Source organism: Streptomyces sp. NPDC127038 (genome assembly GCF_042725875.1).
Lineage (GTDB): Bacteria > Actinomycetota > Actinomycetes > Streptomycetales > Streptomycetaceae > Streptomyces.
This window is the reverse complement of sequence record NZ_JBHXDQ010000048.1, coordinates 1-13,714: the sequence shown is the minus strand read 5'-3', so window position 1 is coordinate 13,714 and position 13,714 is coordinate 1. Positions and strand designations below refer to the sequence as shown.

Here is a 13,714-nt window from a genome sequence, read left to right as displayed (position 1 = left end):
CCGTCGTCTACGTGCGTAGCTTCTTTATCGGACACTTATCCGCCGGCATGCGCACGCCACCCCCAGGCCAAGGACGGCCTGATCCCCCTACTCGGCACGCGTGCCCGCGCTCTCCCCCCACCGAGCTCTTCGGGCTCCCCCGGGCTCCCGGAGCTCCCTCGCCCTTCGGAGGCACGCACATGCCCGTGCACAGATCCGGAACGGCCCGCCGCCTGCGCGTACTCGCGGCCGGAACCCTGCTCGCCGCCCTGTCCCTCCTCTCCACCCACCCCTCCTCCGCGGCGGACGTCCCCGCACGGGGCACCGCCCGGATGGGCATGGGGGTCATCGCCCACGACGGCCGGGGCGGCACGCCGTCCACCGGTGACGCCACCCAGACGGAGGGCGTGGACGTCGCCGGATACCAGGGCGACGTGGCCTGGTCGACGCTGTGGAGCAGCGGGGTCAGGTGGGCCTACACCAAGGCGACCGAGGGGACGTACTACACGAACCCGTACTTCGCCCAGCAGTACAACGGCGCCTACGGCATCGGCATGATCCGCGGGTCGTACCACTTCGCGACCCCGGACACCACGACCGGTGCCACCCAGGCCAACTACTTCGTCGACCACGGCGGCGGCTGGTCGGGCGACGGCAGGACGCTGCCCGGCACGCTCGACATCGAGTGGAACCCGTACGGGGCCGCCTGTTACGGCAAGACGCAGAGCGCGATGGTCAGCTGGATCAGCAGCTTCCTCACCCAGTACAAGGCCCGTACCGGGCGTGACGCGGTGATCTACACGGCCGCGAGCTGGTGGACCCAGTGCACCGGCGACTACTCCGGCTTCGCCGCCTCCAACCCCTTGTGGATCGCGCGCTACGCCTCCGATCCGGGGACGCTCCCGGCGGGCTGGGCCTACTACACGATGTGGCAGTACACGTCGTCCGGCCCGACGGTCGGTGACCACGACAAGTTCAACGGCGCACTGGACCGCGTCCAGGCACTCGCCAACGGCTGAGGCCCGCTCGCCCGACGGCACGGCGAAGGCCCGGGCCTCCCTCACGGGACCCGGGCCTTCCCCTTCCGGCGGCCTCCGTCACGCGGCCACCGGAACCTCCGGCACGGCGCCGTTCGTCGCCGGCGCCAGTGCCAGCTCCAGGACCTGGCGGACGTCCGTGACGGCGTGGACGTCGAGCTTCTCCAGGACCTCGGCCGGTACGTCGTCCAGATCGGCCTCGTTGCGCTTGGGGATGATCACGGTCGTGACACCCGCCCGGTGCGCGGCGAGCAGCTTCTGCTTCACCCCGCCGATCGGCAGGACCCGGCCGGTCAGCGACACCTCACCGGTCATGGCCACATCGGTGCGGACCAGCCGTCCGGACAGCAGCGACGCCAGGGCGGTCGTCATCGTGACGCCCGCGCTCGGGCCGTCCTTGGGGACCGCGCCCGCCGGGAAGTGGATGTGCGCGCCGCGGTCCTTCAGGTCGCCGACGGGGAGTTCGAGCTCCGCGCCGTGCGAGCGCAGGAAGGAGAGCGCGATCTGCGCCGACTCCTTCATCACGTCGCCGAGCTGGCCGGTGAGGGTCAGTCCGGCCGCGCCGGTCTCCGGGTCGGCCAGGGACGCCTCCACGTAGAGGACGTCGCCGCCCGCGCCGGTGACCGCGAGGCCGGTGGCGACCCCGGGGACCGCCGTGCGCCGTCCGGCCGGGTCCTGCGCCGACTCGGGCACGTGGTGCGGACGCCCGATGAGCCCGCGCAGGTCGGCGTCGGTCACCGTGAACGGCAGCTTCCGCTCGCCCAGTTCGTGCTGGGCCGCGACCTTGCGCAGCAGCCGGGCGATGCCCCGCTCCAGGTTCCGTACGCCCGCCTCCCGGGTGTACTCCCCGGCGAGCCTGCGCAGCGCGCTCTCGTCCAGGACGACCTCGTCCTTCTCCAGACCGGCCCGCTCCAGCTGGCGCGGCAGCAGGTGGTCCCGGGCGATGACGACCTTCTCGTCCTCGGTGTAGCCGTCGAGGCGGACCAGCTCCATACGGTCGAGCAGGGCCTCCGGGATGGCTTCGAGGACGTTGGCCGTGGCGAGGAACACCACGTCGGAGAGGTCGAGTTCGACCTCCAGGTAGTGGTCGCGGAAGGTGTGGTTCTGCGCCGGGTCGAGGACTTCGAGCAGCGCCGCCGCCGGGTCGCCCCGGTAGTCGGAGCCGACCTTGTCGATCTCGTCGAGCAGGACCACCGGGTTCATCGACCCGGCCTCCTTGATCGCGCGGACGATCCGGCCGGGCAGCGCGCCGACGTACGTACGGCGGTGTCCGCGGATCTCGGCCTCGTCCCGGACGCCGCCGAGGGCGACCCGGACGAACTTGCGGCCCATGGCGTGCGCGACGGACTCGCCGAGCGAGGTCTTGCCGACGCCGGGCGGGCCGACGAGCGCGAGCACGGCGCCGCCGCGCCGCCCGCCGACGACTCCCAGACCGCGGTCCGAGCGCCGCTTGCGCACGGCCAGGTACTCGGTGATGCGCTCCTTCACGTCCTCCAGACCGGCGTGCTCGGCGTCGAGCACGGCCTGGGCACCGCGGATGTCGTACGCGTCCTCGGTCCGCTCGTTCCACGGCAGCTCCAGGACGGTGTCGAGCCAGGTCCTGATCCAGCTGCCCTCGGGCGACTGGTCACTGGACCGCTCCAGCTTCTCGACCTCCTTGAGGGCCGCCTCGCGGACGTTCTCCGGGAGGTCGGCTGCCTCCACGCGGGCCCGGTAGTCGTCGGACTCGTCCTCGCCGTCCTCTCCCTTGAGGTCGCGCAGCTCCTTGCGTACGGCTTCGAGCTGGCGGCGCAGCAGGAACTCGCGCTGCTGCTTGTCGACGCCCTCCTGGACGTCCTTGGCGATGGACTCGGCGACGTCCTGCTCGGCGAGGTGTTCGCGGAGCTGCTCGGTGGCGAGCTTGAGCCGGGCCACCGGGTCGGCGGTCTCCAGCAGTTCGACCTTCTGCGCCACGGAAAGGAAAGGTGAGTAACCGGAATTGTCGGCAAGGGCGGAGACGTCGTCGATCTGCTGCACCCGGTCCACGACCTGCCAGGCGGCGCGCTTGCGCAGCCAGCTGGTGGCCAGGGCCTTGTACTCCTTCACCAGGTCGGTGACGCGGCCGGGCAGGGGGTCGGGCAGGGTCTCCTCGACCCGGGTGCCCTCGACCCACAGGGCGGCGCCGGGACCGGTGGTCCCCGCGCCCACCCTCACGCGCCCGCGTCCCCGGATCAGCGCGCCGGGGTCGCCGTCGGCCAGCCGGCCGACCTGCTCGACGGTGCCGAGCACGCCGGTGCTCGCGTAGGTCCCGTCGATGCGTGGCACCAGGAGTACCTGGGGCTTTCCCGGTGTTGAACGTGCGGCGGCCTGGGCGGCCTCCACCGCAGCGCGCACGTCGGTGTCGTTCAGGTCCAGCGGGACCACCATGCCGGGCAGCACGACCTCGTCGTCGAGCGGCAGCACGGGCAGGGTGAGTGATGCGGACGTCGAAGCCATGATCTCCCCTTCGGCATTCAAGTTGAGCTATGTCGACTCAATGCACGGGAGCTCCCCGATGTTCCCCGGGACCTGTTCGCTCTGAGCGATCGCTTTCCAGGGGGGCGGGATTGCGGCCTGCCGGATCGCGCGGAGTCCGAGCCACTGCTCGGCGTCCCAGGCCCGGAACCGCTCCACCTCGGTGAACCCCAGCTTCGCCGCGAGGCGCATCGAGGCGGTGTTGGCGGTCTGGGTGGTGAGCACCACCGGCTCGCCCGGGAGGACGCCGTCGAACCAGTCGAGTGCCGCCGCGCACGCCTCGGCGGCGTACCCGTGCCCCCAGGCCCGCGGCAGGAACAGGTAGCCGAGATCGACCTTGCCCGCGGCCGCGGGACGGCGGTGGTCCGGTGTCCTTCTGAGCAGGATCTGGCCGATCATCGCGCCGTCGAGTTCGACGACGAGGCTGCCGGGCCACCGTTCGGGCACCTCGGGCAGTTCGCGCTCCAGCTCGTCACGGGGCCGGGGACCACCGAGGTAGGTGTGCGTCCGCGGTGAGGCGAGCAGGTCGACGAACGCCGGGCGGTCCCGGGCCTCGGGCTCACGGAGCACGAGCCTGTCGGTCCGGATCGGGGCGGGCGGCCAGGTGACGGGTCCGAGATCGGTCATGCCGGCGAGCCAATCAGCGGGCCTCGGCAGGGATCAAGGGGTGCGTGTCGATCAAGCCAGGTGTGAACGGGGTGCTCGGGATGCGGGGTGATCGTCGGCTCGGGATGCGGGGTGACCGTCGGGCTCGGATGGTGGGGACATGAACCATCACCTCGCCCAGCGCAAGATCGACATCGACACCCGGCTCGTCACGGCCGGTGCCGTGCTCACGGTGGCCGGCACCGTGGTGGCGTGCACCGGCATGGTCATCGCGGCAGGCGCCCTGCTCGCGGCCGGCCGGCGCATGGTCCGGGCCATGGACGTACCGCCGTCCCAGCAGGCGGCCCAGCAGTGGCGGCGGGCCAAGGAGGCCTCCATGGCGGGCCTCCAGGCCTGGCAGTCCGCGGCCGACGCGGCGAACGGCTCACCCGCCCGGTAGGGGGTCCGGCCGGGGGCAGGTTTCTCGCCGGGGGCAGCGCCGCTCCTCGCCGGGGGCGGCTCGACGCCGGGCGCGGCTCCACGCCGGAGCACCTCCACGCCGGGGCGGCTTCCACGCCGGAGGCGGCACCACGCCGGAGGCGGCACCACGCCGGGGCAGCTCCACGCCGAGGCTGCTTCCACGCCGGGGCAGCTCCACGCCGAGGCTGCCTTCCGCGCCGGGGCAGCTCCACGCCGAGGCAGCTCCGTGCCGGAGCACCTCCGCGCCAGGGCTGCTTCCACGCCGGGGCGGCACCACGCCGGAGGCGGCACCACGTCGGAGGCGGCACCACGTCGGAGGCGGCACCACGTCGGGGCAGCTCCACGCCGAGGCTGCCTTCCGCCCCGGGGGCAGCTCCACGCCGGAGCACCTCCGCGCCAGGGCTGCTTCCACGCCGGGGCGGCACCACGCCGGAGGCGGCACCACGTCGGGGCAGCTCCGCGCCAGGGTTGCTTCCGCGCCGGGCGCCGGCTCCACGTCGGGGCAGCTCCACGTCGGGCGCGGCCTCCACGTCGGCGCGGGCTGCTCCATGTCCGCGTGGGCTCCCTGCGGCGGCGCCTGCGTGTCGGCCGCCACTCGGACGGGTGAACCGGGTCCGGTTCTTGTCCGGCCGGGCCGGGCCGCCTCGGCCGGAAGGGAACGCCGCCCGTGCCCGTCCTGGCCCGGGAGGACACCGCCCGGCCGCTCGGGGACGCCAGGCCCGGCCCGAAACGGGCGGCGGCCCGAGTCGGCCGGACGAGGAAGGCGTCGGCCGGTCGGGCGGGACCCCGGGCCCGGGCCGGAGAGGCTGCTGCCTGGGCCGGGCGTGGCTCAGGGGTGGGTGGCCGGGGGCCGTGGGTGGTGGCGGCGGCGTACGAGCGGCCAGGTCGCGACGCCGATCGCGAGCGCGACGAGGTGGCCCGCGTCCGTCACGGGGTCGGCGAGGAGGATCAGGTCCTGGGTGAGGACCGACCCGAAGCCGATCAGCAGCGGCCAGCGCAGCCAGGGAGAGACGAGTCCCGCGAGTGAGCCGACACTCGCGGCGACACCGAAGCTGATGCCGTAGTCGAGCCGGTGCGTGGAGCCGACCGGCAGGGCGCCCGCCAGCACCGCCGCGCCGACCGGCAGTTCGGTGACGAGCGTGGCCACCACGTGTCCGAGCAGGAACACGGCGGCCGCGCACACCGGTCCGGTACGGCGTTCCAGCGCGGTCAGCACGAGCAGGAACCCGGCCGCGTAGGGCGAGGCGATCCCGCCGACGATCCACAGCGCGCTCGCGATCAGGACGAGTACGGGATGCCGGACGAGGTGGGCGACGTCCGTGCTGGACGCCTGGTGCAGGGCGCGGACGAACGCGGGGCGCGCGTGGTCGGCCAGAAAGGAGGTGACGGCGAGGACGGCCGCGTACCCGAAGGTGAAGGGCGTACCCCGCGGGGTGGGCACGAGCCGCAGGACCTGACGCCCGCCGAGCCTGCCGAGGACGGCGGACGCCCCCGCACCCGGTCCGGCGGCGCGGGCCGCCGGTTCCGGCGAAGGCGGCGGGGCTCCCGTGACCGTCGGCGCCGGGTCGCGCTGCTGGGGCACGGCGGGGAGAGAGCCGACGGGGGACACGGCCGGTGCCGCCCCGGTGGACGCGCGGTCCCTGGCGCCGGCGCCGACGCCGCCGCCGGACGCGGAGCCGTCGCAGCCCGGGTCGCCGACCTCGGGCCCCCGGTCCACGCACCCCGTAACGAGGTTCCCGGCCCCGGAAGCGTCACCACTGGCCTCAGGGCCCGCGCCGGCACACCTCGCGGAGCGCTCCCCGGCCCGGGACGCGTCACCGTCGACCACGGGGCCCGCGTGCCCGCACCCCTCACCGCGGCCCCCTGCCCCGCAGGCGTCACCCCCGGAAGACCCGGATGCCCCGCAAGCCCTCTCGACCCGCCCGAAATCATCGGCCTCCAGCGCAGAAGCCGCCTCGGCCGGCCCGGAAGTCGTACCTCTATATGGGGAAGCTTCGTCGAGGGATGGGGAGGTTTGGTCGGGGGATGGGGAGGGATCGCCGGGGAGTGTGCCGGTCCGGCCGGTGATGCTCAGATCCACGCCGCTCCTTCCGTCACCCTCCACACTTCGCGTCCCGTCCCGTCGCTGTCTATGACCGGCGCCACGCACGGCGGGATTCTCAGGAAGTCCTCAACCAACGGGCCGAGCCCCGGGGACCTCCCCCGCGTCAACCCGGGAGGGGCCCTCGCCCGCAATTCCGGCGACCCGTACAGGTGAAAGTGCCAGGATGGCGGCCATGACTGCCTCGTACGAGATCCCCGAGGTCATCGACCGCCGTCAGGGCCCGTACGGCGAGGTCGTGCTGCGGCGCCACGGCGCCCTGCTGCAGATCATCGCCAACGGATGCTTCCTGATGGACACCTCCGACGGCCGTTCCGAGCGGCTGCTCGTGGACGCGGCGTACGACGCCCTGGACGGGCGCCCCGAGCCGAGCGTGCTGATCGGCGGGCTCGGCGTCGGGTTCTCGCTGGCGCACGCCGCAGCCGATCACCGCTGGGGACGCATCACCGTTGTCGAGCGCGAACGAGCGATCATCGACTGGCACCGGGACGGTCCCCTCGCCGCGCTGTCGGCCCCGGCGCTCGCCGACCCGCGCACGGAGATCGTCGAGAGGGATCTCGTCGACTACGTCAATGAGATCTCCGACACGTTCGACGCCCTGTGCCTCGACATCGACAACGGACCCGGCTGGACGGTCACCGAAGGCAACGCGGGGCTCTACGGGACGTCCGGACTGGCAAGCTGCGCAAGGGCGTTGAGGCCCGGAGGCGTTCTCGCCGTATGGTCGGCGGAGCCCTCTCCGGAATTTGAAGGAACCTTGCGGAATGCCGGATTCCGACGGGTCCGTACCGAAGTGATCCCCGTTGCCCGGGGCGTTCCCGACGTGGTGCATCTCGCGGTGAGGCCTGGATAGCCGAGCCGCACCCACTGCCCGTACCCTGCTTGCCTGACGCGGATCATTCAAGCGTCAAGCGCAGTCATGGGATCACCCCACGGATTCCGGAAAGCACACTTCAGGGGCGGGCGATGGAGCAGACACACACCTCCCAGAACGGCACGGCGGCGACACCGGGCGCTCAGCGCCGTGTCCTGGTCGTCGAGGACGACCCCACGATCGTCGAGGCCATCGCGGCCCGTCTGCGAGCCGAGGGATTCCTCGTGCAAACCGCGGGTGACGGCCCTGCCGCCGTCGACACCGCAGAGGCCTGGCAGCCCGATCTGCTGATCCTCGACATCATGCTGCCCGGCTTCGACGGTCTGGAGGTCTGCCGGCGCGTGCAGGCCGCCCGCCCGGTGCCGGTGCTGATGCTCACCGCGCGCGACGACGAGACCGACATGCTGGTCGGCCTCGGGGTCGGCGCCGACGACTACATGACCAAGCCGTTCTCGATGCGCGAGCTGGCCGCCCGGGTGCACGTCCTGCTCCGCAGGGTCGAGCGCGCCGTCGTCGCGGCCTCCACCCCGCGCAGCGGCATCCTGCGGCTCGGCGAGCTGGAGATCGACCACGCGCAGCGCAGGGTACGGGTCCGCAGCGAGGACGTGCACCTGACGCCGACCGAGTTCGACCTGCTCGTCTGCCTCGCGAACACCCCGCGTGCCGTACTCTCGCGCGAGCAGCTGCTGGCCGAGGTGTGGGACTGGGCGGACGCCTCCGGTACCCGGACCGTCGACAGCCACATCAAGGCGCTGCGCCGCAAGATCGGCGCCGAGCGGATCCGTACGGTGCACGGCGTCGGCTACGCACTGGAGACCCCGACTCCCTGAGCCGGGCCTCCGCAGGAGACGTCGGGACCCCGCGTGAGCGGACCCGCGTGAGGGGCTGATGTGATGAGCGGACTCGGTGAGCGGGGACGCGGGCTCGGCGAGCGCGCGTCCGCGGAGCGCAGGAGCTCGGGCTCCTGGGGCGAGGTGCGGCCGTTCTCGATCAAGACCAAGCTGGGCGCGCTGGTCGTCATTTCCGTGCTCATCACGACCGGTCTGTCGATGATCGCGGTGCACACCAAGACGGAGCTCCGCTTCATCACGGTCTTCTCCATGATCGCCACCCTGCTGATCACGCAGTTCGTGGCGCACTCGCTGACCGCGCCGCTGGACGAGATGAACGCGGTGGCCCGGTCGATCTGGCACGGCGACTACACGCGCCGGGTGCGGGACGACCGGCGGGACGAGCTGGGCGACCTGGCCCAGACGATCAACCTCATGGCCGACGAGCTGGAGGCCCAGGACCGCCAGCGCAAGGAGCTCGTGGCGAATGTCTCGCACGAGCTGCGCACCCCGATCGCGGGGCTGCGCGCGGTCCTGGAGAACGTCGTGGACGGCGTCTCGGAGGCCGATCCCGAGACGATGCGCACCGCGCTGAAGCAGACGGAGCGGCTCGGCCGGCTGGTGGAGACCCTGCTCGACCTGTCGCGGCTGGACAACGGCGTCGTACCGCTGCGCAGGCGCCGCTTCGAGGTGTGGCCGTATCTGTCCGGGGTGCTGAAGGAGGCCAACATGGTCGCCTCCGCGCGCGCGGACCTCGCCTCGGGCTCCGGCGGCGGTCACACCCGTACCGACGTCCATCTGCACCTCGACGTGTCCCCGCCGGAGCTGACCGCGCACGCGGACCCGGAGCGGATCCACCAGGTCATGGCGAATCTCATCGACAACGCGGTCAAGCACAGTCCGCCGCACGGCCGGGTGACGGTACGGGCGCGGCGGGGCGACCATCCCGAGTCGCTGGCCCTGGAGGTCCTGGACGAGGGCCCGGGGATCCCGAAGTCGGAGTGGCACCGCGTCTTCGAGCGGTTCAACCGCGGCGGGGTGCCCGCGCCGCACGGTCCGGGCAGCGACGGCGGCACGGGGCTCGGCCTCGCGATCGCCCGCTGGGCGGTGGATCTGCACGGCGGACGGATCGGTGTGGCCGAATCTCAGCGGGGCTGCCGGATCCAGGTCATCCTTCCGGGCCTCCCTTCTCTGCCAAGTTGACGTAAAGTTCGAACCGGAGCCGCAAGATCCACCGCTGCCGCCGCCGGCGTACACGTGTGATCAGGCACAGGGCCGCGTGAAGCACGCCGCGACCCCCGGTCGACGTACCCATTCCGAAGCGGAACCTCGCTTGTTTCCCGCCATTTCCCTGCGCGAAACACGGATTCCGATGTGACTTACGCGACGTTGGACGGGCCCGGCCTGACCTTCTCGGCCAGGGAGGCGTAGCCTTTATTCCCGCTGTCCATCACCTTGTGAAGCGGAAGAGGGCGGTTAGCGCCGTGTCGCCACAGTCCCCCAGTAACTCGAGTATCTCGACCGATGACCAAGCCGCCGGGAAGAACCCCGCGGCCGCCTTCGGTGCCAACGAGTGGCTCGTCGACGAGATCTATCAGCAGTACCTCCAGGACCCGAATTCGGTAGACCGAGCCTGGTGGGACTTCTTCGCCGATTACAAGCCCGGGGCGCCCGCCGCCGCGGCTCCGGCGGGTACTGCGGCCGCGGGGGCCGCAGGGACCACCACGGCCGCTCCGGCCACCCCCGCGCCGCCAGCGGCGCGCCAGGCTCCTCCCCAGGCCGCTCCCGCCGCGCCCGCGCCCGCTCCGGCCGCCGCTCCCGCGGCTCCGAAGCCCGCTGCCGCCGCCCCGGCTCCCGCCGCCGCCGCTCCGGCCGCCGCGAAGCCGAAGGCCGCTCCGGCCGCCGAGGCGCCCGAGGGCCCCGAGTACGTGACCCTGCGCGGTCCCGCCGGTGCCGTCGCGAAGAACATGAACGCCTCCCTGGAACTGCCCACGGCCACGTCCGTGCGCGCGGTCCCGGTGAAGCTGCTCTTCGACAACCGCATCGTCATCAACAACCACCTGAAGCGCGCCCGGGGCGGGAAGATCTCCTTCACCCACCTCATCGGGTACGCGATGGTGCAGGCCATCAAGGCCATGCCGTCGATGAACTGGCACTACGCGGAGAAGGACGGGAAGCCCACCCTCGTCAAGCCCGCGCACGTCAACTTCGGCCTCGCCATCGACCTGGTGAAGCCCAACGGCGACCGCCAGCTGGTCGTCGCGGGCATCAAGAAGGCCGAGACGCTGAACTTCTTCGAGTTCTGGCAGGCCTACGAGGACATCGTCCGCCGCGCCCGTGACGGCAAGCTGACGATGGACGACTTCACCGGGGTCACGGTCTCCCTGACCAACCCCGGCGGCCTCGGCACCGTCCACTCGGTCCCGCGTCTGATGCCCGGACAGTCGGTCATCATGGGCGTCGGCTCCATGGACTACCCGGCGGAGTTCCAGGGCACCTCCCAGGACACCCTGAACAAGCTCGGCATCGCGAAGGTCATGACGCTCACGTCGACCTACGACCACCGGGTCATCCAGGGCGCCGCCTCCGGCGAGTTCCTGCGGATCGTCGCGAACTTCCTGCTCGGCGAGACCGGCTTCTACGACGAGATCTTCGAGTCGCTGCGGATCCCCTACGAGCCGGTCCGCTGGCTCAAGGACATCGACGCCAGCCACGACGACGACGTCACCAAGGCCGCCCGTGTCTTCGAGCTGATCCACTCCTACCGGGTCCGCGGCCACGTCATGGCCGACACCGACCCGCTGGAGTACAAGCAGCGCAAGCACCCCGACCTGGACATCACCGAGCACGGCCTCACCCTGTGGGACCTGGAGCGCGAGTTCGCGGTCGGCGGCTTCTCGGGCAAGTCCCTGATGAAGCTGCGCGACATCCTCGGCGTGCTGCGCGACTCGTACTGCCGCACCACCGGCATCGAGTTCATGCACATCCAGGACCCGAAGCAGCGCAAGTGGATCCAGGACCGCATCGAGCGCCCGCACTCCAAGCCGGAGCGCGAGGAGCAGCTGCGCATCCTGCGCCGGCTGAACTCCGCCGAGGCCTTCGAGACCTTCCTGCAGACGAAGTACGTCGGCCAGAAGCGCTTCTCCCTGGAGGGCGGCGAGTCCGTCATCCCGCTCCTGGACGCCGTCATCGACAGCGCCGCGGAGTCCCGCCTGGACGAGGTCGTCATCGGCATGGCCCACCGCGGCCGCCTGAACGTCCTCGCCAACATCGTCGGCAAGTCGTACGCGCAGATCTTCCGCGAGTTCGAGGGCAACCTCGACCCGAAGTCGATGCACGGCTCCGGCGACGTGAAGTACCACCTGGGCGCCCAGGGCACCTTCACCGGCCTGGACGGCGAGCAGATCAGGGTCTCGCTGGCCGCCAACCCGTCCCACCTGGAGACGGTCGACCCGGTCATCGAGGGCATCGTCCGCGCCAAGCAGGACATCATCAACAAGGGCGGCACGGACTTCACCGTCCTGCCCGTCGCCCTGCACGGTGACGCGGCCTTCGCCGGCCAGGGTGTGGTCGCCGAGACGCTCAACATGTCGCAGCTGCGCGGCTACCGCACGGGCGGCACGGTCCACATCGTCATCAACAACCAGGTCGGCTTCACCGCCGCACCGGAGTCGTCGCGCTCCTCCATGTACGCCACCGACGTGGCCCGCATGATCGAGGCGCCGATCTTCCACGTGAACGGCGACGACCCCGAGGCCGTCGTCCGCGTCGCGCGCCTGGCCTTCGAGTTCCGTCAGGCGTTCAACAAGGACGTCGTGATCGACCTCATCTGCTACCGCCGCCGCGGACACAACGAGTCCGACAACCCGGCGTTCACGCAGCCGCTGATGTACGACCTGATCGACAAGAAGCGCTCGGTGCGCAAGCTCTACACCGAGTCCCTCATCGGTCGCGGCGACATCACCCTCGAAGAGGCCGAGCAGGCGCTCCAGGACTTCCAGGGGCAGCTGGAGAAGGTCTTCACCGAGGTCCGCGAGGCCGTCGCGCAGGCGCCCGAGGCCCACGTCCCGGACGTCCAGGCCGAGTTCCCGGTCGCCGTGTCCACCGCGGTCTCCCAGGAGATCGTGAAGCGGATCGCCGAGTCCCAGGTCAACATCCCCGACAACGTCACCGTGCACCCGCGGCTGCTCCCGCAGCTCCAGCGCCGCGCGGCGATGATCGAGGACGGCACGATCGACTGGGGCATGGGCGAGACCCTCGCCATCGGTTCGCTCCTCCTTGAGGGCACGCCGGTCCGGCTGTCCGGCCAGGACTCGCGCCGCGGCACCTTCGGCCAGCGCCACGCGGTGCTGATCGACCGGGTCAACGGCGAGGACTACACCCCGCTCCAGTACCTCTCGGACGAGCAGGCCCGCCTGAACGTCTACGACTCGCTGCTCTCCGAGTACGCGGTCATGGGCTTCGAGTACGGCTACTCGCTGGCCCGCCCGGACGCGCTCGTGCTGTGGGAGGCGCAGTTCGGCGACTTCGTCAACGGCGCGCAGACGATCGTCGACGAGTACATCTCGGCGGCGGAGCAGAAGTGGGGCCAGACGTCCGGCGTCACCCTGCTGCTGCCGCACGGTTACGAGGGCCAGGGCCCGGACCACTCCTCGGCCCGGATCGAGCGCTTCCTCCAGCTGTGCGCCCAGAACAACATGACGGTCGCCCAGCCGACGCTCCCGTCGAACTACTTCCACCTCCTGCGGTGGCAGGTGCACAACCCGCACCACAAGCCGCTGGTGGTCTTCACCCCGAAGTCGATGCTGCGCCTCAAGGCCGCCGCCTCGAAGGCGGAGGAGTTCACCTCGGGCCAGTTCCGCCCGGTCATCGGCGACGACTCGGTCGACGCGGCCGCCGTGCGCAAGGTCGTGTTCTGCGCCGGCAAGCTGTACTACGACCTGGAGGCCGAGCGGCAGAAGCGCGGCTCCACGGACACGGCGATCATCCGTATCGAGCGTCTGTACCCGCTCCCGGGTGCCGAGCTCCAGGCGGAGATCGCCAAGTACCCGAACGCCGAGAAGTACCTGTGGGCCCAGGAGGAGCCGGCGAACCAGGGTGCCTGGCCGTTCATCGCGCTCAACCTGATCGACCACCTCGACCTGGCGGTCGGCGCGGACGTCCCGGGCGCGGAGCGCCTGCGCCGCATCTCGCGTCCGCACTCCTCCTCCCCCGCCGTCGGTTCCGCGAAGCGGCACCAGGCGGAGCAGGAGCAGCTGGTGCGTGAGGTGTTCGAGGCCTAGGCCTCGGGCAACACGGCGGAAAGGGCCCGGCCCCGAGTCCAGTGGACTCGCTG

The 13,714-nt window shown here is 71.6% G+C and carries 9 protein-coding genes; 6 read left to right on the top strand and 3 right to left on the bottom strand.

Annotated features, from left to right (window positions below; all coding sequences use genetic code 11):
• Positions 1 to 179: 179 nt before the first annotated feature.
• Entirely contained in the window at positions 180 to 998 is an 819-nt protein-coding gene (locus tag ACFWI4_RS27970) for a lysozyme (RefSeq protein WP_387201445.1), read from the top strand.
• Positions 999 to 1,076: 78 nt separating this feature from the next.
• On the opposite strand, the gene lon is transcribed toward ACFWI4_RS27970, so the two are convergent.
• A complete protein-coding gene (gene lon / locus ACFWI4_RS27965; protein WP_387201441.1) occupies positions 1,077 to 3,491 on the bottom strand; it encodes an endopeptidase La in 2,415 nt (804 codons plus the stop codon).
• 27 nt (positions 3,492 to 3,518) lie between these two features.
• Positions 3,519 to 4,136 (bottom strand): GNAT family N-acetyltransferase, encoded by a 618-nt coding sequence (locus tag ACFWI4_RS27960; RefSeq protein ID WP_387201438.1) that lies wholly within the window; start codon positions 4,134 to 4,136, stop codon positions 3,519 to 3,521.
• A gap of 139 nt (positions 4,137 to 4,275) precedes the next feature.
• Here ACFWI4_RS27960 and ACFWI4_RS27955 point away from each other — a divergent pair, with 139 nt between their 5' ends.
• On the top strand, positions 4,276 to 4,554 hold the full coding sequence (locus tag ACFWI4_RS27955; protein ID WP_387201435.1) for a hypothetical protein: 279 nt from the start codon (positions 4,276 to 4,278) through the stop codon (positions 4,552 to 4,554).
• A gap of 849 nt (positions 4,555 to 5,403) precedes the next feature.
• Here ACFWI4_RS27955 and ACFWI4_RS27950 read toward each other — a convergent pair.
• Positions 5,404 to 6,291 carry a rhomboid-like protein gene (locus ACFWI4_RS27950; RefSeq protein ID WP_387201432.1) on the bottom strand — a complete coding sequence of 296 codons (888 nt, stop codon included), beginning with the start codon at positions 6,289 to 6,291 and terminating at the stop codon, positions 5,404 to 5,406.
• Between the two features lie 559 nt (positions 6,292 to 6,850).
• Here ACFWI4_RS27950 and ACFWI4_RS27945 point away from each other — a divergent pair.
• The 4 genes from ACFWI4_RS27945 to ACFWI4_RS27930 all read left to right on the top strand — a co-directional run bounded on the left by ACFWI4_RS27945 (position 6,851) and on the right by ACFWI4_RS27930 (position 13,661).
• Positions 6,851 to 7,528 (top strand): spermidine synthase, encoded by a 678-nt coding sequence (locus tag ACFWI4_RS27945; RefSeq protein ID WP_385407061.1) that lies wholly within the window; start codon positions 6,851 to 6,853, stop codon positions 7,526 to 7,528.
• Between the two features lie 113 nt (positions 7,529 to 7,641).
• On the top strand, positions 7,642 to 8,379 hold the full coding sequence (locus ACFWI4_RS27940) for a response regulator transcription factor (protein ID WP_355875922.1): 738 nt from the start codon (positions 7,642 to 7,644) through the stop codon (positions 8,377 to 8,379).
• Between the two features lie 63 nt (positions 8,380 to 8,442).
• On the top strand, positions 8,443 to 9,582 hold the full coding sequence (locus tag ACFWI4_RS27935) for an ATP-binding protein (protein WP_385406953.1): 1,140 nt from the start codon (positions 8,443 to 8,445) through the stop codon (positions 9,580 to 9,582).
• Between the two features lie 281 nt (positions 9,583 to 9,863).
• Positions 9,864 to 13,661 carry a multifunctional oxoglutarate decarboxylase/oxoglutarate dehydrogenase thiamine pyrophosphate-binding subunit/dihydrolipoyllysine-residue succinyltransferase subunit gene (locus tag ACFWI4_RS27930; RefSeq protein WP_385406950.1) on the top strand — a complete coding sequence of 1,266 codons (3,798 nt, stop codon included), beginning with the start codon at positions 9,864 to 9,866 and terminating at the stop codon, positions 13,659 to 13,661.
• Positions 13,662 to 13,714 lie beyond the last annotated feature (53 nt).